24 protein-coding genes are annotated in these 23,269 nt (G+C 71.6%); 9 read left to right on the top strand and 15 right to left on the bottom strand.

Annotated elements, in window-relative coordinates; genetic code table 11:
* The first annotated feature begins 10 nt into the window (after nucleotides 1-10).
* Together pstB and WMJ97_RS01635 are read left to right on the top strand one after the other, a co-directional pair.
* On the top strand, nucleotides 11-790 hold the full coding sequence (gene pstB / locus WMJ97_RS01640; protein WP_347347209.1) for a phosphate ABC transporter ATP-binding protein PstB: 780 nt from the start codon (nucleotides 11-13) through the stop codon (nucleotides 788-790).
* A 248-nt stretch (nucleotides 791-1,038) separates the two neighbouring features.
* Entirely contained in the window at nucleotides 1,039-2,115 is a 1,077-nt protein-coding gene (locus WMJ97_RS01635) for a DUF2510 domain-containing protein (protein ID WP_347347208.1), read from the top strand.
* Here the strand turns inward: WMJ97_RS01635 and WMJ97_RS01630 are convergent, their stop codons facing one another.
* The 13 genes from WMJ97_RS01630 to WMJ97_RS01570 form a co-directional block, all read right to left on the bottom strand.
* Nucleotides 2,116-3,399, bottom strand: a complete 1,284-nt coding sequence (locus WMJ97_RS01630; RefSeq protein WP_347347207.1) for a glycoside hydrolase family 3 N-terminal domain-containing protein — start codon at nucleotides 3,397-3,399, stop codon at nucleotides 2,116-2,118.
* The gene (locus WMJ97_RS01625) at nucleotides 3,396-4,796 is read right to left on the bottom strand and encodes a mycothione reductase (protein WP_347347206.1); all 1,401 of its coding nucleotides are present in this window, start codon (nucleotides 4,794-4,796) and stop codon (nucleotides 3,396-3,398) included. The genes WMJ97_RS01630 and WMJ97_RS01625 overlap by 4 nt, the downstream gene beginning before the upstream one ends.
* Nucleotides 4,797-4,832: 36 nt before the next feature.
* On the bottom strand, nucleotides 4,833-5,729 hold the full coding sequence (gene ccsB / locus WMJ97_RS01620) for a c-type cytochrome biogenesis protein CcsB (RefSeq protein WP_347347251.1): 897 nt from the start codon (nucleotides 5,727-5,729) through the stop codon (nucleotides 4,833-4,835).
* 11 nt (nucleotides 5,730-5,740) lie between these two features.
* On the bottom strand, nucleotides 5,741-7,318 hold the full coding sequence (locus tag WMJ97_RS01615; protein WP_347347205.1) for a cytochrome c biogenesis protein ResB: 1,578 nt from the start codon (nucleotides 7,316-7,318) through the stop codon (nucleotides 5,741-5,743).
* Complete coding sequence (locus tag WMJ97_RS01610; protein WP_347347250.1) at nucleotides 7,318-8,037, bottom strand: cytochrome c biogenesis protein CcdA; 720 nt, start codon at nucleotides 8,035-8,037, stop codon at nucleotides 7,318-7,320. The genes WMJ97_RS01615 and WMJ97_RS01610 overlap by 1 nt, the downstream gene beginning before the upstream one ends.
* A 50-nt stretch (nucleotides 8,038-8,087) precedes the next feature.
* Complete coding sequence (locus WMJ97_RS01605) at nucleotides 8,088-8,642, bottom strand: TlpA disulfide reductase family protein (protein WP_347347204.1); 555 nt, start codon at nucleotides 8,640-8,642, stop codon at nucleotides 8,088-8,090.
* Between the two features lie 2 nt (nucleotides 8,643-8,644).
* Nucleotides 8,645-9,292: a histidine phosphatase family protein gene (locus tag WMJ97_RS01600; RefSeq protein ID WP_347347203.1), complete on the bottom strand. Its 648-nt coding sequence runs from the start codon at nucleotides 9,290-9,292 to the stop codon at nucleotides 8,645-8,647.
* 91 nt (nucleotides 9,293-9,383) lie between these two features.
* Nucleotides 9,384-9,629: a glutaredoxin family protein gene (locus WMJ97_RS01595; RefSeq protein WP_347347202.1), complete on the bottom strand. Its 246-nt coding sequence runs from the start codon at nucleotides 9,627-9,629 to the stop codon at nucleotides 9,384-9,386.
* A gap of 17 nt (nucleotides 9,630-9,646) precedes the next feature.
* Nucleotides 9,647-9,748 (bottom strand): AURKAIP1/COX24 domain-containing protein, encoded by a 102-nt coding sequence (locus WMJ97_RS01590; RefSeq protein WP_002550589.1) that lies wholly within the window; start codon nucleotides 9,746-9,748, stop codon nucleotides 9,647-9,649.
* Between the two features lie 102 nt (nucleotides 9,749-9,850).
* Nucleotides 9,851-11,017: an adenosine deaminase gene (locus WMJ97_RS01585; protein WP_347347249.1), complete on the bottom strand. Its 1,167-nt coding sequence runs from the start codon at nucleotides 11,015-11,017 to the stop codon at nucleotides 9,851-9,853.
* Between the two features lie 11 nt (nucleotides 11,018-11,028).
* The gene (gene proC, locus WMJ97_RS01580; RefSeq protein ID WP_347347201.1) at nucleotides 11,029-11,829 is read right to left on the bottom strand and encodes a pyrroline-5-carboxylate reductase; all 801 of its coding nucleotides are present in this window, start codon (nucleotides 11,827-11,829) and stop codon (nucleotides 11,029-11,031) included.
* Nucleotides 11,826-12,869 (bottom strand): aspartate-semialdehyde dehydrogenase, encoded by a 1,044-nt coding sequence (locus tag WMJ97_RS01575; RefSeq protein ID WP_347347248.1) that lies wholly within the window; start codon nucleotides 12,867-12,869, stop codon nucleotides 11,826-11,828. The genes proC and WMJ97_RS01575 overlap by 4 nt, the downstream gene beginning before the upstream one ends.
* 83 nt (nucleotides 12,870-12,952) lie before the next feature.
* Entirely contained in the window at nucleotides 12,953-13,720 is a 768-nt protein-coding gene (locus WMJ97_RS01570) for a CPBP family intramembrane glutamic endopeptidase (protein WP_347347200.1), read from the bottom strand.
* Nucleotides 13,721-13,857: 137 nt separating this feature from the next.
* Between WMJ97_RS01570 and WMJ97_RS01565 the strand changes: the two genes are divergently transcribed.
* The 6 genes from WMJ97_RS01565 (at nucleotide 13,858) to WMJ97_RS01540 (ending at nucleotide 18,809) form a co-directional block, all read left to right on the top strand.
* Nucleotides 13,858-14,496, top strand: a complete 639-nt coding sequence (locus tag WMJ97_RS01565) for a VOC family protein (RefSeq protein WP_347347199.1) — start codon at nucleotides 13,858-13,860, stop codon at nucleotides 14,494-14,496.
* A 49-nt stretch (nucleotides 14,497-14,545) separates the two neighbouring features.
* Nucleotides 14,546-15,985: a DNA repair protein RadA gene (radA, locus tag WMJ97_RS01560; protein ID WP_347347198.1), complete on the top strand. Its 1,440-nt coding sequence runs from the start codon at nucleotides 14,546-14,548 to the stop codon at nucleotides 15,983-15,985.
* Between the two features lie 49 nt (nucleotides 15,986-16,034).
* A complete protein-coding gene (disA, locus tag WMJ97_RS01555; protein WP_347347197.1) occupies nucleotides 16,035-17,108 on the top strand; it encodes a DNA integrity scanning diadenylate cyclase DisA in 1,074 nt (357 codons plus the stop codon).
* Between the two features lie 35 nt (nucleotides 17,109-17,143).
* The gene (locus tag WMJ97_RS01550) at nucleotides 17,144-18,061 is read left to right on the top strand and encodes an A/G-specific adenine glycosylase (protein WP_347347196.1); all 918 of its coding nucleotides are present in this window, start codon (nucleotides 17,144-17,146) and stop codon (nucleotides 18,059-18,061) included.
* A 120-nt stretch (nucleotides 18,062-18,181) separates the two neighbouring features.
* Nucleotides 18,182-18,412 carry a hypothetical protein gene (locus WMJ97_RS01545; protein ID WP_347347195.1) on the top strand — a complete coding sequence of 77 codons (231 nt, stop codon included), beginning with the start codon at nucleotides 18,182-18,184 and terminating at the stop codon, nucleotides 18,410-18,412.
* Nucleotides 18,399-18,809, top strand: a complete 411-nt coding sequence (locus WMJ97_RS01540; RefSeq protein WP_347347194.1) for a type II toxin-antitoxin system VapC family toxin — start codon at nucleotides 18,399-18,401, stop codon at nucleotides 18,807-18,809. The genes WMJ97_RS01545 and WMJ97_RS01540 overlap by 14 nt, the downstream gene beginning before the upstream one ends.
* Nucleotides 18,810-18,891: 82 nt before the next feature.
* On the opposite strand, the gene WMJ97_RS01535 is transcribed toward WMJ97_RS01540, so the two are convergent.
* Together WMJ97_RS01535 and WMJ97_RS01530 are read right to left on the bottom strand one after the other, a co-directional pair.
* A complete protein-coding gene (locus WMJ97_RS01535; protein WP_347347247.1) occupies nucleotides 18,892-21,405 on the bottom strand; it encodes an ATP-dependent Clp protease ATP-binding subunit in 2,514 nt (837 codons plus the stop codon).
* A 207-nt stretch (nucleotides 21,406-21,612) separates the two neighbouring features.
* On the bottom strand, nucleotides 21,613-21,939 hold the full coding sequence (locus WMJ97_RS01530) for an Lsr2 family protein (RefSeq protein WP_347347193.1): 327 nt from the start codon (nucleotides 21,937-21,939) through the stop codon (nucleotides 21,613-21,615).
* A gap of 137 nt (nucleotides 21,940-22,076) precedes the next feature.
* Here WMJ97_RS01530 and WMJ97_RS01525 point away from each other — a divergent pair, with 137 nt between their 5' ends.
* Nucleotides 22,077-23,225 (top strand): NADH-quinone oxidoreductase subunit D, encoded by a 1,149-nt coding sequence (locus tag WMJ97_RS01525; RefSeq protein WP_347347192.1) that lies wholly within the window; start codon nucleotides 22,077-22,079, stop codon nucleotides 23,223-23,225.
* Nucleotides 23,226-23,269: the final 44 nt, after the last annotated feature.

Here is a 23,269-nt window from a genome sequence, read left to right as displayed (position 1 = left end):
AGAAGCCGACATGTCCAAGCGAATCGAAGCTCGCGACCTCAACATCTACTACGGGAAGTTCCGGGCGGTGGAAGACGTCAACATGACGATCGAGCCGCGCTCGGTGACGGCGTTCATCGGGCCGTCCGGCTGCGGCAAGTCGACGGTGCTGCGCACCCTGAACCGCATGCACGAGGTCATCAACGGCGCCTACGTCGAGGGCGAGGTGCTCCTCGACGGCCACAACCTGTACGGCCAGGGCGTCGACCCGGTCGAGGTGCGCCGCCAGATCGGCATGGTGTTCCAGCGGCCGAACCCGTTCCCGACGATGTCCATCAAGGAGAATGTGCTGGCGGGAGTCCGGCTGAACCACCAGAAGGTGTCCGGCTCCAGCCAAGACGACCTCTGCGAGCAGGCCCTGCGCGGCGCCAACCTGTGGGAGGAGGTCAAGAACCGGCTCAACCTGCCGGGGTCCGGCCTCTCCGGCGGCCAGCAGCAGCGTCTCTGCATCGCCCGCGCCATCGCGATGCGCCCCGACGTCCTGCTGATGGACGAGCCGTGCTCCGCCCTCGACCCGATCTCGACGCTCGCCATCGAGGACCTGATCGGCGAGCTCAAGGAGAACTACACGATCGTCATCGTGACCCACAACATGCAGCAGGCCGCACGCGTCTCCGACCAGACCGGCTTCTTCAACATCGCCGGCACCGGCGCGCCGGGCAAGCTCATCGAGATGGGCCCGACGGAGAAGATCTTCTCCAAGCCCGACGTCCAGGCGACCGAGGATTACATCACCGGCCGGTTCGGGTAACAGACCCCCGCCTCCGTGAGCCCCCTTCGGCACGCGGACGCGGGACCGCGCGCCGTGCAGCCGGCGCGCCGCCGGCACGGGGCAGGCCCACTCGGGCCTGCCCCGTCCGCGTTCCCGGAACCCCCTCGCCCACTCACTTCGTTCTGCTTCCGTTTCGGAAGCAGAACGAAGGACGCCGACGCCCGCCGCCACGCCCAGGGGCGGGCCGGCGTCCGAGCCGGGAAAGTCGGGCCACCTAGGATGGCGCCATGAGCAACGCGGGTTGGCATCCGGATCCGGGCGGCGCGCCGGGCATGTTCCGCTACTGGGACGGCTCGGCGTGGTCGTCGGCGCTCTCACCCAACCCGTATGCCCCTCCCCCGGTTCCGCCGGCGATGCCGGGGGCCGAGATCCCCGCGGGTCCGGGGGCCTCCACCGGCTGGGGCAACGGCGGCGCCGGGACGCCGGGCGCGAGCGCGCCGAGCGGCAGCCAGCCGATCCAGCTCGGCCACGGCCAGGGCCGCGCCGGCTCGCTGCGGCAGCCGGGCGGCCAGTATGGGCAGGATCGGGGCACCATTCGCGAAGCCGGCCAGGCCGGGTTCGACCCGGACGCCGGCTACCCCACCCCGCCACGCGCGGGCCGCGGCATCGGCTGGTGGGTGCTGATCGGCGTCCTCGTCATCGGCATGATCGTGGGCGGCTACACGCTGCTGCGCGGCGCGGGCATCGGGCCGTTCGGTGGGACGCCGCCGGCGTCCAACCCGACGGGCGACGTGTGCCCGAAGCGCAACATCGACCCGAGCGCGCAGCCGACCAACCCCTCGCACCGGACCGCCGACGGCCGCATCGTCGGCGGCAAGCTCTCCTACCCGGCGCTCGGCTCGCCGTGGGGCTCGCCGCACCCCGACGACCGCGTCCCATTCGGGCGCGACACCGCGACCCAGGAGGTCGTCACCGAGAACAACTTCGACGGGCGCGGGTCGTCGTGGGTGGCGTCCGTGCTGGTCGGCGAGCTGGTCGCCGGCGACGGCTTCTTCAGCCCGCAGCAGGGCAGCGAGATCGTCTCCAAGTGCGTGCTCGGCGTCTTCTACGCCGACGCGGACGTGAACCGTCGCGACGTCGTGAACCGCGCGACGACGGTCGGCGGTAAGGACGCCTGGGAGGTCGAGATGCACCTCTCCTTCGACATCCCGGGCCTGCGCGAGAAGGGCGAGACCGCGATCATCGTGATCGTGGCGACGGGGGCCGAGGCGTCCAGCATCTACTACGCGTCGATCCCCGACAGCCGTCCGGAACTGCTGCAGACGGCCCGCCAGGTGCAGAAGCAGCTGCGCGTCGAGCCCTGATCAGGCGCCGCACCTCACCAGGCCGTAGCGCGCCTTCAGCGCCAGCACGCGCCCGGTCGAGTCGGTCACGCGCCGCTCGAACGCCGGATCGCCCTGCGCGGCCTTCACCAGCCCGGACGCCATCTGCCGGGTCACCGCGGCGTCCACGCTGATCGCGAGGTCGCCGCCGGCGCGCACGAACCGCACGCCGCGCTCCGCCGCCGGGACGCCCTCCATCACTTTCGCCACGCCCAGGTCGTCGCTGCTGATCACGCCGTCGAAGCCCAGCCGGTCGCGCACCAGGGCGACGACCGCCGGCGAGAACGCGGCCGGGTTGTCGGGGTCGATGCGCGGGTAGACGGCGGTGGAGACCATCACCGAGTCCACGCCGGCGGCCACCGCGGACCGGAAGCCGGCGTCGCGGCCGTCCCCCGCGGACGTCACCGGGTCGACCACGCGCGCGGCGAAGTCGGTGTTGCCGGTCACCTCGCCGAGCCCCGGGAAGTGCTTCGCCGTCGAGCCGAGCCCCGCCCCCCGGAACGCCCGGACGAACACGCCGACCTTGTCGGCGACCACGCGGGCGTCCGAGCCGTAGCCGCGGCCCAGTTTGCCGACCGGCTCGTTCGAGGACGCCTTCGCCGCCGGCACGATGTCGGCGACCGGCGCCAGGTCCAGATGGACGCCCGCGGCCTTCAACTGCTGCGCCCAGCGGGTCGCGCGCCTGGTCAGCTCGGCGTCCGAAAGGCGCGCCTGCTCGGCGGCCGACGGCATCGGGTCGAACCCCGGGCCGCTCAGCCGCACCACTAGGCCGCCCTCCTGGTCGACGGTCACGAGCGTCTCCACGGGCCCCGCCGGCGACCCCGGGACGCCGAGGCCCCGCACCTCGTCGGTGATCGCGCGCGTCGCCGCGACGCCCCGCGACGACTTGCCCATCAGGATCACCGACCCCACGTGCGCGTCCGTGATCGCGGACGCCTCCGCCTGGTCGAGCGTGTCCTGCACCGGAGAGACGAGCAATTGCCCGACCCGCACGTCCAGCGGCATGCCCGCCGCGGCGGCGGCGCACGAGACCCCCGACGCCCCGGGCGGCCCCGACGCGCCCGGCGATCCGGACGCCCCCGCGGACGGTTGGCCGGACGCCGACGCCCCGGCCGTCGGCGCGCCACTCTGGTTCCCGCCCGTGCCGCTCTCGCCCGGGGACGCCGCGGGCGACGCCCCGCAGCCGCCCAGCAGCGCGAGCGCGGCCAGGACGGCGATGCGCCGACCGGTGCGACTGAAGCCGCCGACGCGGCTCACCCGGCTCACGCGTCCGCCTCGATCCCCAAAGACAGCAGGGCGTTCTCGATCACCTCGGTCAGGGCCGGATGAATCCAGTACTGGCCGCGCGCCATCGTCGGGACGTCGACGCCCGTCGACATCGCCTGGATGACCGGCTGGATCAGCAGCGTCGCCTGCGGCCCGATGATGTGCGCCCCGAGCAGGTGCTTGGTCGCCCGATCGGCGACCAGCTTCACGCAGTGCCCCTCGTCGTTCAGCGCCCAGCCGTACGCGACCGACGCGTACTCCTGGACGGCCACGGCCACGTCGTGGCCGGCCGCGCGGGCGGCGTCCTCGGTGAGGCCCACCGACGCGATCTGCGGGTCGGTGAACACGCCGTGCGGCGGGACGAACCGGCGGTCGGACGCGACGAGGTCGTCAGGATGCAGCAGGTTGTGCTGCACGACGCGTTCCTCGTGGTTCGCGACGTGCTTGAGCTGGTAGGGGTTGCTGACGTCACCGAGCGCCCAGATGCCCGGGACGTTCGTCCGCTGATATTCGTCGACGACCACGAGTCCGTGCGCGTCCATCCGGACGCCCGCCGCGTCCACCCGCAGCCGCGCCCCGTTCGGGACGCGGCCCTGCGCGCAGAGCACCAGGTCGCCCTGAAAGCCGTAGTGGACGCCGTCGGCGTCCTCGGTGACGACGCGCAGGCGTCCGTGCGTGCCCTCTTCAAGCGCCACGACGTGCTGGTTGAGCCGCAGCGTGTAGTGCCGGGCGGCCGCATCGGTGTACCGCTCGGCGATCAGGGCGTCCTCGCGGCGCAGCAGCCGGTCGGAGCGGTTCACGACCGTCACCTTCGTGCCGAACGACGAGAACACGTGGGCGAACTCGGCGGCGATGAACCCACCGCCGAGGATCACCAGCGACTCGGGCAGCTCCTCGACCCGCATGATCGTGTCGGACGTGTGCAGCCGGCCCGTCAGCGCCGGGTCGTCCATGCCCGGCAGGTCGGGCACCCGCGGCCGCGAGCCGGCCGCGATCACGAACTGGTCGGCCGTGATCGTCTCCTCGCCGACACGCAGCGTCTTCTCGCCGACGAACTCCGCGGTCTCGCGGAACAGCGTCACGTTGGACGCCTGCTCGCGCCACCGCTCGCCCGCCTGCGAGATGCCGTCCGTGCGGCCGAAGACCCGGTCGCGCAGCCCGGGCCAGTCGACGCGCGGCGGGTCGACGGCGACGTTGACGCGGGCGCCCAGCTCGGGCGTCCGGCAGACGTCGGCCGGGAGCGCGAGCATCTTCGTGGGGATGCAGCCGGCGTTCAGGCAGGTCCCGCCGAACCAGCGGCCGTCGTCGACCAGCGCGATCGTCTGGTCGTCGAGGCGCTCGTCGATCAGGGAATTACCCGAACCGGAGCCGATGATGCACAGATCAAAATGCTGCATAAACCGCATTCTTTCACGCGGGGATAGCGGCTCCGCTCAGATCCCCGCGTAGGAATGCAGGCCGCTCACGAGCAGGTTGATGCCGACGAAGTTGAACCAGAAGCTCACCACGCCGACGACCGCCAGCCACGCGGCCGGACGCCCCTGCCACCCGGCGGTGGCGCGCGCGTGCAGGTAGGCCGCGTAGACCACCCACGTGACCAGGGAACACGTCTCCTTCGGGTCCCACCCCCAGTAGCGCCCCCACGCGTACTCGGCCCAGATCGAGCCGGCGGCGATCGTGAACGTCCACAGCGGGAACGCGAACGCGTGCACGCGGTAAGCGAAGCGATCGAGCGCGCGCGAGTCGGGCACGCGCGCCAGATAACCCCGGACGCCGCCGCGCGCCTCCGCGCGCGTCCGGATCAGGTAGAGGACGGACGCGATCGCGCCCAGGTTGAACATCGCCCCCGACGCACACGCCGCGACGATGTGGACGACGAACCACACCGAGTGCAGCGCCGGCACCAGCGGGGCGACGTCGACGTAGAAGACCGTCACGGCCAGGCCCTGCCCGATCGTCAGAAGCAGCGTCGTCGGCAGGCCGAGCCAGCGCTGCCCGCGGCGCATCGCGAGCACGAGCATGGCCGCCGCCGCGAACGCGAGCGACACGGTCACGAACTCGTACATGTTGCCCCAGGGGGCCCGGCGTCCGGCCACCCCACGGAGCACCACCCCGGCGACGTGGCTGAGCAGCCCCACGCACGTGAGCGCGAGGCCGATGCGCCCGTACTTGTCGACGCGCAGGCGGTCGGCGCTCTCCCGCGCCGCGTCGGGCTCGTGGCCCCCGGCGTCCAGGTTGCGCGCGCTCGCCCACTCGGCGCTGAACGCCGCGAACGCGACCAGGTAGATCACCGCCGAGGTGACCATCGCGAGGAACGAGTAGTAGCCCATGACGTCCGCGGTCACGCGTCCTCCTTCTCGGGTTCGTGCTGCGGGTCCCCCGCGGGTTCGTGCGCGGGTTCGTGCGCGGGTCGCGCGTCGGGCAGGCCCACCGCGGCCGCGAGGGCGGCCACGTCGTCGGCGAGGCCGACGCGGGCGTCCGCGCGATCGAGGCCGCCGACCTCGGTCCGCTCGCCCACCCGGACGAACAGGCGCCGCGGCCGCACGAACAGCGACAGGCACAGGCCGGTCACCGCGACGACGATCGCCCCGAACGTCAGTGGCAGGCCCGGGGTCGAGGAGACCTGCAGCTTGGTCCAGCGCTTCCAGTCGCGGAACTCGAGCTTCGCGCCGCCGGGCAGGTCGACGACCTGGCCGGGCTCGAGCCGGAAGTTCACGACGCGCCCGTTCTGCGACAACTGCGTGAGCCCGGCCTTGTCGAGGGAGTACACGCTCTCCGGACGCCCCGTCTCCTGGCGCGGCGCCCCCGACCAGGCGTTGCAGAACAGCTGCGGCGCGAAGGCGTCCGGGAAGACGGAGTGCGGGCCGCGCTCGTCGACGACGGCCGTGGGCAGGAAGAAGCACTCGAACCCGAGCCGCTGGGGGCGGGCGTCCGGGGCCTTGATGGCGCCCTGGGAGGTGAAGTTGCCGTCCTGCGGCAGGAAGACGACCGGGCCGGAGAACGCGGTCTGGCCGGAGGCGTCCGTCACCGTGACGACCGGGGCGTAGCCGTGCCCGATCAGATGGACCGACGTGCCGCCGAACGTGAGCGGGTGGTTCACCTCGATCGTGCTGGGGACGGGCGCGCCGGCGCCCTCCGCCGTCCGGACGTGGGCCGTGAACTGCCGCGCCGCCCCGCGCTGGACGCGGCCCAGCTCGAACTTGGCGTCGAACCGGTCGACCCAGATCGTGAAGGGCACGAGCTGGCTCGGATTGAACGCCCCGCCGGCGCTGAAGTCGTCGTACTGCGACAGGTTGTTGCTGAACGCCTGCCCCTCGACGACGATCACCGAGCCCTTGTAGCCGAACAGGCTGCTCCAGGCGATGCCGGCCAGCACGAACACGAGGCTCACATGAAAGAGCAGGTTGCCGAACTCGCGCAGGTAACCGCGCTCGGCGGAAACGGAGTCGTCCTGCCGGCGGACGCGGAACCGCCGCTTGGTCAGCCAGGACTCCGCGGCGTCCAGGGCCTCGCCGGGCGCCAGGGCGGACGCGCCCGCGACGCTCTCGGGGAGGCGGGAGAGCCGCCGGGGCGTCCGGGGCGGCGGGGTGCGCAGGGCGCGGACGTACGTGCCGATCCGCGGGACGATGCACCCGACCAGCGAGACGAGCAGCAGCAGGTAGATGCCGGCGAACCACCACGACGCGTAGACGTCGAACAGCCCGACCGCGTCGTAGAACCGGCCGAGCGTCGGGTTGTCGCGGATGAAGTCGGTCACGCGCACCGGGTTCACCGGACGCTGCGGGATCAGCGACCCCGGCAGCGCCGCCAGCGCGAACGCGAACAGCAGGACGAGCGCGGTGCGCATGCTCGTGAGCTGCGTCCAGCAGAAGCGGAGGAATTCGGCCGCCGACAGCGGCGCGGCGTCGCGGCGCGCCATCAGATCGGCAGACCCCAGCCGGACGCCCACGAGCGGGCGTAGGCCATCAGCACGTCCCACCACCCCGTGACGAGCAGGATGCCGACGGCGATCATCAACGCCCCGCCGACGCGCTGCAGCAGCGGCCCGCGCGCCCGCACCCAGGCGAGCGTGCCCGACAGCTTCGTGAACGCGAGCCCGAACGCCAGGAAGGGCAGCCCGAGCCCCAGGGCGTACACCAGCGCGAGGATCGCCCCGCGGACGGCCGTCGCCTCGTTCAGCGCCAGGTTCAGCACCACCGACAGCGCGGGGCCGATGCACGGCGTCCAGCCCAGCCCGAACACGAGCCCGAGCAGCGGCGCGCTCGCCACCCCGACGCGGGGAGCGCTGTTGAGCCGCACGGTGCGGCGTCCGAACCTCAGGACGTCGGCGAAGATCAGCCCCAGCACGATCGACAGCCCGCCCACGACCACGTTGATCACCGACTGGTACGTCTTCAGCAGGCTGCCCAGCCCGCCGAAGAGGGCGCCCGAGCTCACGAACACCACGGCGAAACCGGCCACGAACAGGCTCGTGCCGGCCACGATGCGGCCGCGGGCCGCCCGCGTCTCCCCCGAGACGATCTGGGACGCCGCCAGCCCGGTCGCGTACGACAGATAGCCCGGGAGCAGCGGCAGGACGCACGGGCTGAAGAACGACACGAGCCCGGCGAGCAGCGCCACGGGCATCGCGAGCAGCATCGAGCCGCCGACGGCCTCCTGGGCCCAGGCCCCGATGTCGAGCGGCGTCATCACTCCCCCTTCGCCACGTCGTCCACGAGGCCGACGAGCGTCGCCTCCGTGGTCTCGCCGAGAATACGCGCCGCGACGCGCCCCTGCGGATCGACCACGATCGTGCTCGGGATCGCCGACGGCGGCAGCTCGCTGCCGAACTTCAGCAGCAACTGGCCTTGTGGATCGAACACGTTCGCGTACGGGACGCCGAACGCCCGGACGAACGCCTCCGCCGGCGCCTGGTCGAGGTCGCGGGTGTTGATGCCGACGAAGACCGCCTGCTCCTTCGTACGCTCGGACGCCGCGACGAGCGCCGGCGCCTCCTTGCGGCAGGGCGCGCACCACGAGCCCCACACGTTGTAGACGATCACCTTCCCCCGGTGCCGGGACGCGTCGAACGAGCCGCCGCCGAGGGTCGGCCCGGCGATCGCCGGGGCGTCCGACCGCTGCGCGACCGGGACGCGGGTGAGGGCCCCATCGCCCGACACGAACCCGCCCTCACCGGACGGACGCGCCCCGCAGCCGGCCAGCAGCAGGCAGGCGGCGAGCAGTGACGGGACGAGGCGACGCACGCTCACATCCCCGGACGGAACATCTTCTTCTTCGGCGGGTACAGCGACGCCGCCGGCTCGGCATAGTCGACCCGGACGATGTGGTCGCCGTGGAAGGTGAACGACGTCACGGACGCCAGCCGGCACTCACGCGTCGCCGGGTTGTGCTGCAGGCGGCGGCCCTCGGTGGCCAGACGAGCCATGTAGATCGGCAACTGATGGCTGACGACGACGGCCTGGCCGCCCGGCGTGGCCGCCGCCGCGTCCCTGATCGCCGCGAGCATGCGGTCGCGGATCGTCGTGTAGGGCTCGCCCCAGCTCGGCCGCAGCGGGTTCCACAGATGCCGCAGGTTCTTCGGCAGCAGCAGCCGCTGGTTGTAGCGGCCGAAGCTCTGCCCCTCGAGCGCGTTCGCGGCCTCGATGAGCCGCGGATCGATCGTGATCTCCTGCCCCGGGAAGTTCGCCGCGATCGGGGCCATCGTCTCGCGCGCCCGCTCCAGCGGGGAGCAGCGCAGGTGCGTCACCGGGACGTCGGCGAAGTACTCACCCAGCTGGTCGGCCATGCGAAACCCAAGCTCGGAGAGGTGGTAGCCCGGGGATCGCCCGTAGAGGACGTGGTCGGGGTTCTCGACCTGACCGTGTCGGCAGACATGCACGACGGTGGGCTGCATGGTTCTCCTTGGGGACGGTCGAGGCGCGTGATCGCCCCTACTGTACGTGACGGCCGCAGCCCCGGCGCACTGGGCACGGCGAGCATGGACGCTACCCGGCGAGCGCGGCGCGCAGGGCGTCCGCGTCCACGAACCACAAGGACAACTGCTCCCCGTCGACGAACGTCACCGGGACGTGATCGGTGTAGCGAGCGCGAAGAGACGCATCGCCATCGACGTCAACGGCCTGCCAGGACGCCTCCGCGTCCCGGCAGACCGCGTCGATGATGCGCAGCGCCTCCTCGCACAGGTGGCACCCGTCGCGCACGAGCACGACGACGCGTAGCTCAGCGCTCACGACGGGTGCGCCCCGGCCTACTTGCCGGCGCGGCGGCGCTGAATACGCGTCTTCTTCAGCAGCTTGCGGTGCTTCTTCTTCGCCATCCGCTTGCGGCGCTTCTTGATGACCGAACCCACGTGTCGACCCCTCTGCCTCCGACCCGGCGCTCGGATCGGGGATTGCCAATAGTTGTTGTAGATCTTGTCGGGCACCGCGTTGGGCAGCCCAAGAACCAGATCTTACCCGGCGTCCGTCGGCGTTGTCGAAATGCGGGCAGCCCGGACGCCGCCCTCAGGCGGCGCCTGCGGTTCGCTCGGGCCGCCGGCGAGCCAGGCGTCCACCTCGGCGTCCCAGCGGCGCTTGTCGTCGTCTCCGGCCGTGGACGCCGCGAAGCTCGCCTTCGCGAGCCCGGCCAGCTCGGCGTCCGAGAAGCCGTGGACGTCCCGCGCGACGCGGTACTGGTCGGTCAGCCGCGACAGGAACAGCAGCGGATCGTCGGCCGACAGCGCGATGCGGACGCCGGCGTCCACGAGCGGCCGCAGCGGCACGTTCGCCTGCTCGGCGAACACGCCCATGTTCACGTTCGACGTCGGGCAGAGCTCCAGGGCGATGCCGCGCCGGACGATCTCGGCGACCAGCGCCGGGTCCTCCGACGCCCGGACGCCGTGCCCCAGCCGCACCGGGTCGAGGTGCTCGATGACCCGCCGGATGTGCGAGGGCCCCAGCAGCTCGCCCCCGTGCGGCACGCTCGCCAGCCCGGCCCGCTCGGCGAGCCGGAACGCGTGACCCCACTCGGCGGTGTCGCCGGCGCGCTCGTCGTTGCTGAGCCCGAACCCGACGACCTCCCCCGGGCCGTCACCCACGTAGCGGGCGGCGAGGCGGGCGAGGGTGCGGGCGTCCAGCGGGTGCCGGCGCCGGGACGCCGCGACGATCAGCGCGACGCTCACCCCGGTCGCCTCGGACGCCTGCCGCGCCTCGTCGATCGCGATGTCCAGGGCGCGGGAGAGCCCGCCGACGTAGGGCGCGTAGCCGGACGGGTCGATCTGCAACTCCAGGCGCCGGGAGCCCTCGCGGGCGTCGTCCTCGACGGCGCGGCGCATGACGAGCCGCATCGCCTCCTCGGTGCGCACGGCTCGCCGGGCGGTCTCGTACAGGTGCTGGAAGCGGAACCATCCCCGCTTGTCGGGAGGCAGTTCAAGCGCGATCGTGTCCAGCAGGGAGTCGGGCATGTCGAGGCCCGCGATGGCCGCGACGTCGCGCAGCGTGTCGACGCTCATCGACCCGGTGAAGTGCAGGTGGAGGTGCGCCTTGGGCAGCAGATCGAGGTCGCGCCGACCTTCTTCGCCGCCGGAACCCCCGGCGGTGCGCTCGTGCGCGTCCGGCGCCCGGCCGGACGCCGCAGACAGGTTGTCGGGGCTCAGCGGCCCATCTCGGCGCTGCGATCCCGCGCCGCCTCCATCGCGGTCATGAAGGCGGCCTTCACGCTGCGCTCTTCGAGTTGGCGCTGCGCCGCCGCGGTCGTGCCGCCCGGCGACGTGACGCGCTCGCGCAGCACGGTCGGGTGCTCGCCGCTCTCGACGAGCAGCTTGGCCGAGCCGAACATCGTCTGGTTCACCAGCACGGTCGAGATGTCGCGCGGGAGGCCGAGCATGACGCCGGCGTCGATCATCGCCTCGACGACGAAGAACAGGTACGCAGGCCCCGACCCGGAGATGGCGGTCACCGCGTCCTGGTATTTCTCGGGGACGGTGACGACCTTGCCGACGGCCGACATGATCTGCGTGGCCTTCTCGAGATGCTCGGTCGTCGCGTGGACGCCGCCCGAGATCGCGGCCATGCCCTCCGACACCTGCGCGGGCGTGTTCGGCATGACGCGGATCACCGGGACGCCCTCGGCGAGCCCCGATTCGACCTTGCCGGTCGCGACGCCGGCGCACAGCGACATGACGAGCGTGGACGCCTCGACGTGCTCGCGGATCTCGGGCAGCAACTCCGGCAGATCCTGCGGCTTCACGACCAGGACGACGACGTCGGCGCCGACCACGGCGTCCGCGTTCGTCTCCATCCGGACGCCGTAGCGCCGCTCGAGCTCGTCGCGCCGCGCGCCGCGGCGGTCGGCGCCGACGATCTGTTCGGCGTCCCACCCTCCGCGGAGCAGGCCGGCGAGCAGGGTCTCCCCCATCACGCCGGTGCCGATGATCGCGACGTGGCCGCTCACTTGGTGGCCAGCAGTTCGGCGACCTGCACCGCGTTGAGCGCGGCCCCCTTGCGCAGGTTGTCGCCCACCACGAACAGGATGAGACCGCGCCCGTCGGGCACCGCCTGATCCTGCCGAATGCGGCCCGCGAGCACCACGTCGGCGCCTGCCGCCTCCAGCGGGCTGGGGACGTCGACCAACCGGACGCCCGGGGCGTCCTTCAGCAGGTCCGTCGCCTCCTCGGGGCTGATCGGCCGGTCGAACTCGGCGTGGATCGCCAGCGAGTGGCTCGTGAACACCGGGACGCGCACGCACGTGCCCGAGACCGGAAGCTCGGGGATGTGCAGGATCTTGCGGGACTCGTTGCGCAGCTTCTGCTCTTCGTCGGTCTCGCCGCTGCCGTCGTCGACCAGGCTGCCGGCCAGCGCGACCACGTTGAACGCGATCGGGTGGACGTAGGGGCCCAGGTCGTCGGGCGTGCCGACGGCGTTGCCGTCGAGCGCGAGCTTCTCGAGGTTCTCGTTCGCGACGTCGGCGCGCGCCTGGTCGGCGAGCGCCTTGACGCCCTTGAGGCCGGAGCCCGAGGTGGCCTGGTAGGTGGCGACCTGCAGCCGGGCGAGCCCCGCGGCGTCGTGCAGCGGCTTGAGCACGGGCATGGCCGCCATCGTGGTGCAGTTCGGGTTGGCGATGATGCCCTTGGGCGGATTCACCGCGTCCTCGGGGTTGACCTCGCTGACGACCAGCGGCACGTCGGGATCGCGGCGCCAGGCCGAGCTGTTGTCGACGATCGTCGCGCCGGCCGCCGCCACCTTCGGGGCGTACTCGCGCGACATGGACGCGCCCGCGGACATGATCGCGATGTCGAGGCCGGAGAAGTCGGCGGTGGCCGTGTCTTCGACCGTGATCTGCTTGTCCTTCCACGGCAGGGTCGTGCCTGCCGACTTCGCGGACGCGAAGTAGCGGATCTCGTCGACGGGGAAATCGCGCTCAGCGAGCAGCGCGCGCATGACCCTGCCGACCTGGCCGGTCGCTCCAAACACTCCAACACGCATGGGGGCCAGCCTAGCCGCTCGCCTGCGGGAGGGGCAGCATCCCGTCCGCCGGCGGTCGCGGGGCGATGGGGCTCGCCGGGCGCGGAACAGGCTTAGAAGAGGTCGGTGTAGGGCGCCAGCAGCGCGTACCCGATGAAGCTCACCAGGTCGAGGATGACGTGGGCCACCACGAGCGGGCCCACCCGCCGCCAGCGCAGGTAGAGCAGGCCGAAGACGACGCCCATGATGAGGTTGCCCACGAAGCCGCCGAAGCCCTGGTAGAGGTGGTAGGCGCCCCGGATGACCGCGCTCGTGAGGACGTACGCCCACGGCGTCCAGCGCAGCCGCACGAACCGGGCGAAGAGGAAGCCGAGCATGATGACCTCCTCCAGCACTCCGTTCATGACGGCGAGGCCCGCGAGCACCGGGACCGTCCACCAATTCTCGGCGAGGTTGGCCGGGGCGACGTTCGTGTTGAAGCCGAACGCACGGGCCGCGAAGTACAGGCCGAGCCCCGGGATGCCGATGAGCGCGGCAGCCCCCACCCCGCGGGAGAGATCGAAGCCGGGACGCCGCAGATCGAAGCCGATCGCGTCCCGGTCGCCGGAAAGCCGCAACAAATACAGCGCGAGCAGCGCGGGGATGACCGGAAAGACGATCCCGGCGATCTGGTAGGACAGGTCGAGCCACGGGCGATCGGGCGTCACCGAGTTGTTGATCGTCGTCGTCTGCTGATTCAACGGCTGGGGCCGCGTGAGCTTGTCGGCGATCGACAGGATCGAGTAGATCGCCGACTGCCCCAGCGAGATGCCGAGCACCAGCCACACCTCGACGCCCCAGCGAGGCGCGACGGGGGCGGCGTCCGGGGCGGGGCTCGACATGGCCGTCAGTGTAGGACGCCGCGGCTTCCCCTCTTGGACGCGGCGCCCGAGCGAACACGTTTCGCTAGAGCGGACGTGAAACGGCGCAGAGGGGCCCGATTTCACGACTCACGCGTTCATGGTCTTGAATGGCGGTCATGAACATCGCGAATCTGTCCTTCGCGGCCGGACCGGAGGGCCTGCTGCCCGCCGTCGCGAGCCTGGAGGAAAAGCTCGGCGCGAAGTTTAAGGACGGTGGATTCCACCCCCGCTTCGGGACCAGGAATCACGTCTTGCCGCTCACGCATTCCCAATACCTGGAGGTCGTCGAGGTGCTGGAGCACCCGGCCGCCGACAAGGCGCCGTTCGGGCAGGCCGTGCGCGCCCGCACCGCGATGGGTGGCGGGTGGATGGCCTGGGTCATGGAGGTGGACGACCTGCGCCCGTTCGAGGAGCGGCTGGGCCGCGAGGCCGTGCACGGCTCGCGGCAGTTCCCCGACGGCCGCCGGCTCGAGTGGGAGCAGATCGGCGTGAGGGGCCTGCTGAACGACCCGCAGCTGCCGTACTTCATCCGGTGGATCAGCGAGCCGGACGTCCGGCCGTCGGCCCTCGGTCAGGGGTCGGTGGAACTGCGCAAGATCGAGATCGCGGGCAGCCGCCACCGGGTCGACGCCTGGCTCGGTTTCGAGCTGGGCGACACCTTCGACGGGGTCGAGTTCGAGTTCACCGCCCCGAACGGCCAGCCCGGCATCGACGCCGTCACGTTCGAGACGCCCAACGGGCTCGTGCGGCTGTAGCCGAGCGCCGCGAGAAAAACTGTCGGGGCCGCCCTCTAGCGTGGGGTGCATGGCCAAGACCCCGACTTCCCAACTCCGCTGCACCGAGTGCGGGTGGACCACGCCGCGCTGGGTGGGCCGCTGCAAAGAGTGCCAGGCCTGGGGCAGCATCGCCCCGGTCGGCGGCACCGCGTCCCAGACCCGGGCGCAGAGCCCCACCGCACGCGCGGTGAGCATCGCCGAGGTCCCGGCCGACGAGGCGGCGGGGGTGCCCACGGGCATCGCCGAACTCGACCGGGTGCTGGGCGACGGCCTGGTCCCGGGGGCGGTCATCCTGCTGGCGGGCGAGCCCGGGGTCGGCAAGTCGACATTGCTGCTCGAGGTGGCGGCCCAATGGGCGCGGGGCGGGCGTCCGACGTTGTACGTGACGGCGGAAGAGTCGGCGTCCCAGGTGCGCCGGCGGGCCGACCGCACGGGCGCCGTGACGCGCGAGCTGTATCTGGCCGCCGAGAACGACCTCGGCACGATCCTCGGCCACATCGAACAGCTCTCCCCCAGCCTGCTGGTGCTCGACTCGGTGCAGACCGTCGCCGCCGGCGACACCGACGGCTCCGCGGGCGGGGTGTCGCAGGTGCGGGAGGTGACGAACGCCCTGGTGAGGGTGGCGAAGCAGCGCGGCATGGCGGTACTGATCATCGGGCACGTCACCAAAGAGGGGTCGATCGCCGGGCCCCGTACCCTCGAGCATCTGGTCGACGTGGTGCTCTCGTTCGAGGGCGAGCGGCACTCGGGGTTCCGGATGGTCCGGGCGGCGAAGAACCGCTTCGGGCCAGCCGACGAGGTGGGGTGCTTCGAGATGTCCGAGCGGGGCATCCACGAGGTGGCCGACCCGTCGGGGCTGTTCACGTCGTCGCAGAGCCGTCCGAGCGGGGGCACGTGCGTGACGGTGACGCTGGAGGGGCGGCGTCCGCTGCTGGCCGAGGTGCAGGCCCTCGTCGCGCCGAGCGCCCTGCAGGTGCCGCGGCGGGTGACGCAGGGCCTCGAGTTCGGCCGCGTGACGATGGGGCTGGCCGTGCTCGAGCGGCGGGCGCGGGTGAAGCTGCACCACCGCGACGTGTTCGTCTCGACGGTGGGCGGCGTCCGGGTGGCCGACCCTGCGGCCGACCTGGCCACGGCCGTGGCCGTGGCGTCGGCGACGCTGGATTGGACGCCGAAGCAGCGCATCGTCGCGCTCGGCGAGGTGGGCCTGTCGGGCGAGTTGCGCCGCGTTCCGGGGACGGCGCGGCGGCTGGCCGAGGCGCAGCGGCTCGGGTTCCGGGCGGCGATCGTGCCGACGGGGTCGGAGCGGCTGGCGTCCGCCGGTGAGCTCCGGGTGATCGAGACGCCGACGGTCGCCGAGGCGCTCGACGTGGTCTACAGCGAGTACACCCACTCGATGGGCGCGGTGACGCACCTGCGCGCCTGGCAGACGCGGGAAGATCAGAACCAGCCGCCGAAGCTCGCCCGCTGAACGCCCGATTATGCTGGGGCGCACCCGTCCCACCCTCGGAGGTTCGCCCGTGTCCAGCCCGTCGCCCGGCGCCCAGCCCGTCCCGAGCGACCCCGCGTTGCTGGCACGCATCGCCCTGATCGCCCCCGGCACCACGCTGCGCGACGGCCTCGACCGCATCGTCAACGGGCACACCGGCGCGCTCATCGTGCTCGGCGAGAACGACGAGCTGCGCGGGCTGAGCACCGGCGGGTTCGCCATCGACGCCCCGTTCACCCCCACCGCCCTGCGCGAACTCGCGAAGATGGACGGGGCGATCACCCTCAGCGGCGACCTGACGCGCATCCGGGCGGCGAGCGTCCACCTCATGCCGCGCGCCGAGATCGAGACCGCCGAGACCGGCACGAGGCACCGCACGGCCGACCGCGTCGCGCGCCAGACCGGCCTGCCGGTGGTGACGGTCTCGGCGTCCATGGCGACGATCACGCTCTTCACGCCCAGCGTCCGGCGGACGATCGAGCACCCCGAGCACCTGATGGTCAGGGCGAACCAGGCCGTCGCCGCACTCGGGCGCTATCGGGGGCGTCTCGACGAGGAGCTCGAGCGGCTGAACCTGCTCGAGCTCGCCGACCAGGTCACCCTCCACGAGCTCGCGCTCGTGGCTCAGCGCGTCGAGCTGCTGCGGCGGCTCGAAGCCGAACTGGACGCCTACCTCGTCGAGCTCGGCGCCGACGGCCGGCTCGTCTCCATGCAGGTGCGCGAGCTGATGACCGGCGTGGACGACCTCGTGACCCTTCTCCTGCGCGACTACGGGCGCGACCCGGGCGACCCCGAGCTCGGACGCCGGCTGGCCGCCCTCGACCCCGACGCGGTCCTCGACCTCGTCCGGGTCGCCCGCGCGCTCGACCCGGGCGCGCCGCTCGACGGCCCGCGGCGTCCGCTGGGGCTTCGGCAGTTGGCGACGATCCCCCGGCTGCAGGCGCGCACGATCGACCGGCTCATCGAGCACTTCGGGTCGCTGTACAACCTGTTCGGCGTGAGCGCGGCCGAGCTGGCCGCGGTCGACGGCGTCTCGCTCGCCACCGCGCGCCGCGTCCGGGACGGCCTGGTGCGGCTCGTCGAGTCGTCCGCATACGACCAGTGAGCCCCGACGCGCGCCGCGGCCCCGCGGGCGACGGGATGCCAGACCCTCCCGCCCCAGGACGGCCCGAGACGCACCCAGCCCCCCGCCCCCGCGCGCAGATCGTCGCGGACGTCTGCGCCTGGTACGCCGCCCACGCCCGCGACCTGCCCTGGCGGGCGGCGGGCGCGAGCCCGTGGGGCGTCCTGGTCAGCGAGTTCATGCTGCAGCAGACGCCGGTGACGCGCGTGCTGCCGCGGTGGCTCGAATGGCTCGGGCGCTGGCCCACGCCGGCCGCGCTCGCCGCCGAACCGGCCGCCGAGGCCGTGCGCGCCTGGGGACGTCTCGGCTACCCACGCCGCGCACAGCGGCTGTGGGCGGCGTCCGTGGCGATCGCGGAGCGGTTCGGCGGTGAGGTTCCGGCCGACCTGGACGACCTGCGCTCGCTGCCGGGCGTCGGCGAGTACACGGCGGCCGCGGTGGCGTCGTTCGCGTACGGACGCCGGCACGTCGTCCTCGACACGAACGTGCGGCGCGTGCTGGCCCGGTTGGCGTCCGGGCGGGCGTACCCGGCGGCGTCCGTGACGCGTGCGGAGCGGGAGCTCGCGGCGTCCTGGCTGCCCGAGGAGGGGGCGCCGCTCTGGTCGGTGGCCGCGATGGAGCTCGGCGCGCAGGTGTGCGTCGCCACCACCGAGCCCCGGTGCGGGGTGTGCCCCGTGGCCGGAGACTGCGCGTGGCGGCTGGGGGGCTACCCGGCCTGGGACGGCCCCGAGCGGCGCGCCCAGACGTACGCCGGCACCGACCGGCAGTGCCGCGGCGTCCTGCTGGGGGTGCTGCGTGAGGCGTCCGGGCCGGTCGCCGAGAACGACCTCCTCGGAGCGTGGCCGGTGGACGCCGCCCAGGCGCGCCGCGCGCTGGAGTCCCTGCTCGCGGACGCGCTGGTCACCCGGGACGCCGCCGGCTCGCTGAGCCTCTGAGGGCGGCGGCCCCAGTCGGCCGCCACGGGCCCGTGGGCACGTCGTGCGGGGACCGGAAACGAACCCCGTCGCGGTTGCCCGACGGTTCCATTCTGGCTTGATTGGCGCCAAACTGGCTCCATGCCGAATATTCAGATCAAGGACGTCCCCGAGGAGACGCACGCCGTCCTCCGCGAACGTGCCGCCGCGGCGCACCAGTCGCTGCAGGAATACCTCCGGACGCGGCTCATCCGGGAGGCCGCGCAACCGACGCTGGAGGAGGTCCTCGACCAGGCCGGCGGCCGAGCGGGAGGCCAGCTCGCCCTCGCGGACGCGGTCAGCGCGCTGCGGTTCGAGCGTGCTCGTCGTTGACGCGAGCGTCCTCGCCGTCGCGCTGCTCGACGACGGCGCGGAGGGCGACGCGCTCCGCGCCAGGCTGCGCGGTGAGGACCTGGCGGCACCCAGCATCATCGATCTGGAGGTCGTCTCGGTGTGGCGGGGTCTTGCGCGCAGCGGGCAGGTCGACGCCCGCCGGGCGGCCCTCGCCCTGGAAGACCTCCGCGTTCTGCCGCTGCGACGGGTCGATCACGTGCCGCTCATCGCGCGGTGCTGGGAACTGCGAGACAACCTGACGGTGTACGGCGCGTCCTACGTGGCCCTGGCCGAGGCGCTGCAGGCGCCCCTGCTCACCGGCGACCGCCGGATCGCCCGGGCTCCGGGCCCGACGTGCCCCGTGGAACTCGTCACGAACCAGGCCGACGCGCGCTGAGGCTCACGCGCAGAAAAGCCAGGACGCCCCCGGCCGATGGGCCGTGGGCGTCCTAGTTGAGCGGTCGGGGACGAGCCGGAGCTCAGGCCTCCGTGGGGCCGCCGGAGAGCTCGGTCGGAGCGTGGTCCGGGAATTCGGTGCGCGGCTGGCCGGTGAAGGTGAACGGCAACTCCGCGCCCTCGGGCGCCACGTCCACCACGACGATCTCGCCGGGATGGATGTCGCCGAACAGGATCTTCTCCGCGAGGATGTCCTCGATATCGCGCTGAATCGCCCGGCGCAACGGCCGCGCACCCAGCACGGGATCGAACCCGCGCTTGGCGATGAGGGTCTTCGCGGCGTCCGTCAGCACGATGCCCATGTCGCGATCCCGCAGGCGCGCCTCGATCTCGCCGACCATCAGATCCACGATGCGCTCGATGTCGCTCTGCGTGAGCTGATGGAAGACCACGATCTCGTCGACGCGGTTCAGGAACTCGGGACGGAAGTGCTGCTTCAGCTCGTCGCTGACCTTCGCCTTCATCTTCTCGTAGCTGTTCACCTCGTCGCCCACCTGGCTGAAGCCCAGGTTGACGGACTTCGAGATATCCCGAGTGCCCAGGTTCGTCGTCATCACGATCACGGTGTTCTTGAAGTCCACCACGCGACCCTGGGCGTCCGTCAGACGGCCCTCGTCGAGGATCTGCAACAGCGAATTGAAGATGTCGGGGTGCGCCTTCTCGATTTCGTCGAAGAGCACGACCGAGAACGGCTTCCGGCGCACCTTCTCGGTGAGCTGGCCGCCCTCTTCGTACCCGACGTAGCCGGGAGGAGATCCGAACATTCGCGAAGCCGTATGCTTCTCGGAGTATTCGGACATGTCGAGGGTGATCAGCGCATCCTCGTCGCCGAACAGGAACTCCGTCAGCGCCTTCGTCAGCTCGGTCTTACCGACACCGGACGGGCCGGCGAAAATGAACGAGCCGGACGGACGCTTCGGATCCTTCAGGCCGGCCCGCGTGCGGCGGATCGACCGCGACAGCGCCTTCACGGCGTCGTTCTGGCCGATGTAGCGCTTGCCGATCTCGTCTTCCATGTGGAGCAGACGAGCCGACTCCTCCTCCGTGAGCTTGAAGACCGGGATGCCCGTCGCGCCGGACAGCACCTCCGCGATCTCCTCCTCGCCCACCTCGGGCGGGGCGCCCTGATCGCCGTTCTTCCACTGGTTCTCGCGCTCGGAACGCGCGACCAGCAGCTTCTTCTCGTCGTCGCGGAGACCGGCGGCGCGCTCGAAATCCTGAGCGTCGATCGCCGCCTCCTTCTCCAGCCGGACGCCCGCGATCTTCTCGTCGAACTCCCGCAGATCCGGCGGCGCGGTCATGCGCTTGATGCGCAGCCGGGCGCCGGCCTCGTCGATCAGGTCGATCGCCTTGTCGGGCAGGAACCTGTCGGCGATGTACCGATCGGCCAACTGGGCCGCCGCGGTGAGCGCCTCGTCGGTGATCGTGATGCGGTGGTGCGCCTCGTAGCGATCGCGCAGGCCCTTCAGGATGTCGATGGTGAGCGCGATGCTCGGCTCGGCCACCTGAATCGGCTGGAAACGGCGCTCCAGCGCCGCGTCCTTCTCGATGTGCTTGCGGTACTCGTCGAGCGTCGTCGCGCCGATCGTCTGCAGTTCGCCGCGGGCGAGCATCGGCTTCAGAATGGACGCCGCGTCGATCGCGCCCTCGGCCGCGCCCGCCCCGACGAGGGTGTGGATCTCGTCGATGAACAGGATCACGTCGCCGCGGGTCTTGATCTCCTTCAGCACCTTCTTCAGGCGCTCCTCGAAGTCACCGCGGTAACGCGAACCGGCCACCAGGGCGCCGAGGTCGAGGGTGTAGATCTGCTTGTCGCGCAGCGTCTCGGGCACGTCACCGCGCACGATCTGCTGGGCGAGGCCCTCGACGCAGGCGGACTTGCCGACGCCCGGTTCGCCGATCAGCACCGGGTTGTTCTTTGTGCGGCGCGACAACACGGTCATCACGCGCTCGATCTCTTTCTCGCGCCCGATCACCGGGTCGAGCTTGTTCTCGCGCGCGGCCTGCGTGAGGTTGCGGCCGAACTGGTCGAGAATGGTCTGATTTCCCTGCTGCTGCGGGGCCTCGGGCGCCCCCGCCGTGGACGGCTTCTCTTCACCCTGGAAGCCGGACAGCAACTGCAGCACCTGATTGCGCACGCGGTTGAGGTCGGCGCCGAGCTTGATCAGCACCTGGGCGGCGACGCCCTCACCCTCACGGATCAGCCCCAGCAGAATGTGCTCGGTGCCGATGTAGGGGTGGTTCAACTGCAGCGCCTCGCGCATGCTCAACTCGAGCACCTTCTTGGCGCGCGGGGTGAACGGAATATGCCCGGTGGGCGCCTGCTGCCCCTGGCCGATGATCTCTTCGACCTGGTCGCGGACAGCCTCCAACGAGATGCCGAGCGACTCCAGCGCCTTGGCCGCGACGCCCTCGCCCTCGTGGATCAGCCCGAGGAGGATATGTTCCGTCCCGATGTAGTTGTGGTTCAGCATGCGGGCCTCGTCCTGAGCCAGCACGATGACCCGACGAGCTCGGTCAGTAAACCGGTCGAACAATGGACTCTCCTTCATTCCAGCAACGCTGGTGTGCGGGCCCCGGGGCGGGGCACGCGTTCAGTCTACTTAACCGTCGGCGGCGTCCCCGTTGTTCCCTGTTCGCCCCCGGCGCACAACAGGCGTCCAGACAGCGTCGCGCGGCCACCCTTCCGGGCGGCCGCGCGGACCATCCAGCGGCGGGCGACCGGGGGGACGCCCGCGGCCTGCTCAGCTGTGGGCGGCCTCGTAGGCCTGACGGATCTCAGCAGGGACGCGGCCTCGCGCCGAGACCGTCATGCCCTGTTCTTGGGCCCACGCGCGAATATCGGTGGCGTTGCCACCGGACGAACGGCGCGACTTGGACGCCGTGCGCTGCTTCGTGCCGACCTTACGACCGACCGCGACAAACGGGGCCAAAGCGTCGCGCAGACGCCCGGCATTGTTTTCCGACAGGTCGATCTCATAAGTACTTCCATCCAGACCGAACGTGACACTCTCGGTGGCGTCGCTGCCATCAAGGTCATCGGTCAAGACGATATGAACTCGCTGAGCCATCTGGTGGTCCTTCCAAAGTAAACGGTGTTGCCGCAAAGCCGGCGCTTTCTGGCCCCCCGCTCTCGTGATACCGAGAACGCGTCCAGACTATACCAACGGGTCGGCAATTACATCTTGTGACCATTAGGATTCACGGGGTGACCGATTCCCTCCTGCTCGCCCTCGGTTCTATCGCCATGGGCGACAATAAAGACGGCGTATCCTATTACCACATCGACATGGGTCCTGACCATCCGAGCAATGGCGGTCTCGTATGGCTGACGGCCCAGGTGGACGGCGAAAAGATCCAAGCCTTGGACGTCCTCCCGGGGGCCCTGCACCGTGGTGCGGAAATGCTGTTCGAGGTGCGGGACTACCGACAGATCCTGTCCCTGGCGAATAGGCACGACTGGCAGGCGCCCGTGTTCGGCGAACTGCTCGTGGCGTCCGTCGTGGAGCGCGAGTTGGGCATCGAGATTCCGCCAAGGGCCGCGTGGCTACGGACGTTTCTCGCCGAGCACCAGCGCGTGCAGAGCCACCTGGCGCAGCTCTCGTTCGTGAGCAACCGGCTGGGACGCGACGACCTGGCCACGGGCGTCGTCCGCGAGGAATTGCGCCGGCGCACGCTCGACCTCACCGGAAACCGGCTGCACCCGATGGCCACCCGGCTGGGCGGTGTCGCCGTCGACCCGGACGCCGGCTGGCTCGACGCGACCGTCGCGACGCACCGCGAGGCGGCGTCCCTGGCCGGACGCATCGCCGAAGCCCTGGACGCCTCCGGGCTCGGCCGCGACATCGCGGTTCTCAACGCCGAGGACGCCGCCGGCTACGGGTTGTCGGGCGTCGTCGCGCGGGCGAGCGGCCTCGACGAGGATCTCCGTCGGGACGCGGGGGGCGGTGTCCCGGGGCTGGCGTACGCCGAGCTGGGCGACGCGCTCGCGCCGCCCACCACCCCGACAACGGGGGACGCCCACGCGCGCCTGTGCTGGCTGGCCGCCGAAGTGGGCCAGTCGGCGGATGTGGTGGCCCGGTGTGCGTCCGGGATGCCGAGCGGCGAGCTCGCGGTGCGGCTGCCCAAGGTGGCCAAGCTGCCCGAGGGCGACAGCTACGCCGAGATCGAGGCGCCGCTGGGGCGGGCCGGGGTGTTCGTGGTGTCCCGGGCCGACAAGACCCCGTGGCGCATGCGGCTGCGGACGCCGTCGCTCGCGAACGTCTCGGCGTGGGCGACAGCGGGCATCGGGGCGATCGAGGATCTCCCGGTGATGATCGCGTCCCTCGGCTATGTGACGGGCGACCTCGACAAGTAAGTAGCCGGGGCGTGTGCGTTTCTCTGCGACGTTCTCCACACTGG

Source organism: Nigerium sp. (assembly GCF_039811905.1).
Lineage (GTDB): Bacteria > Actinomycetota > Actinomycetes > Propionibacteriales > Propionibacteriaceae > Propioniciclava.
This window is presented reverse-complemented; position numbering and strand designations above follow the sequence as displayed.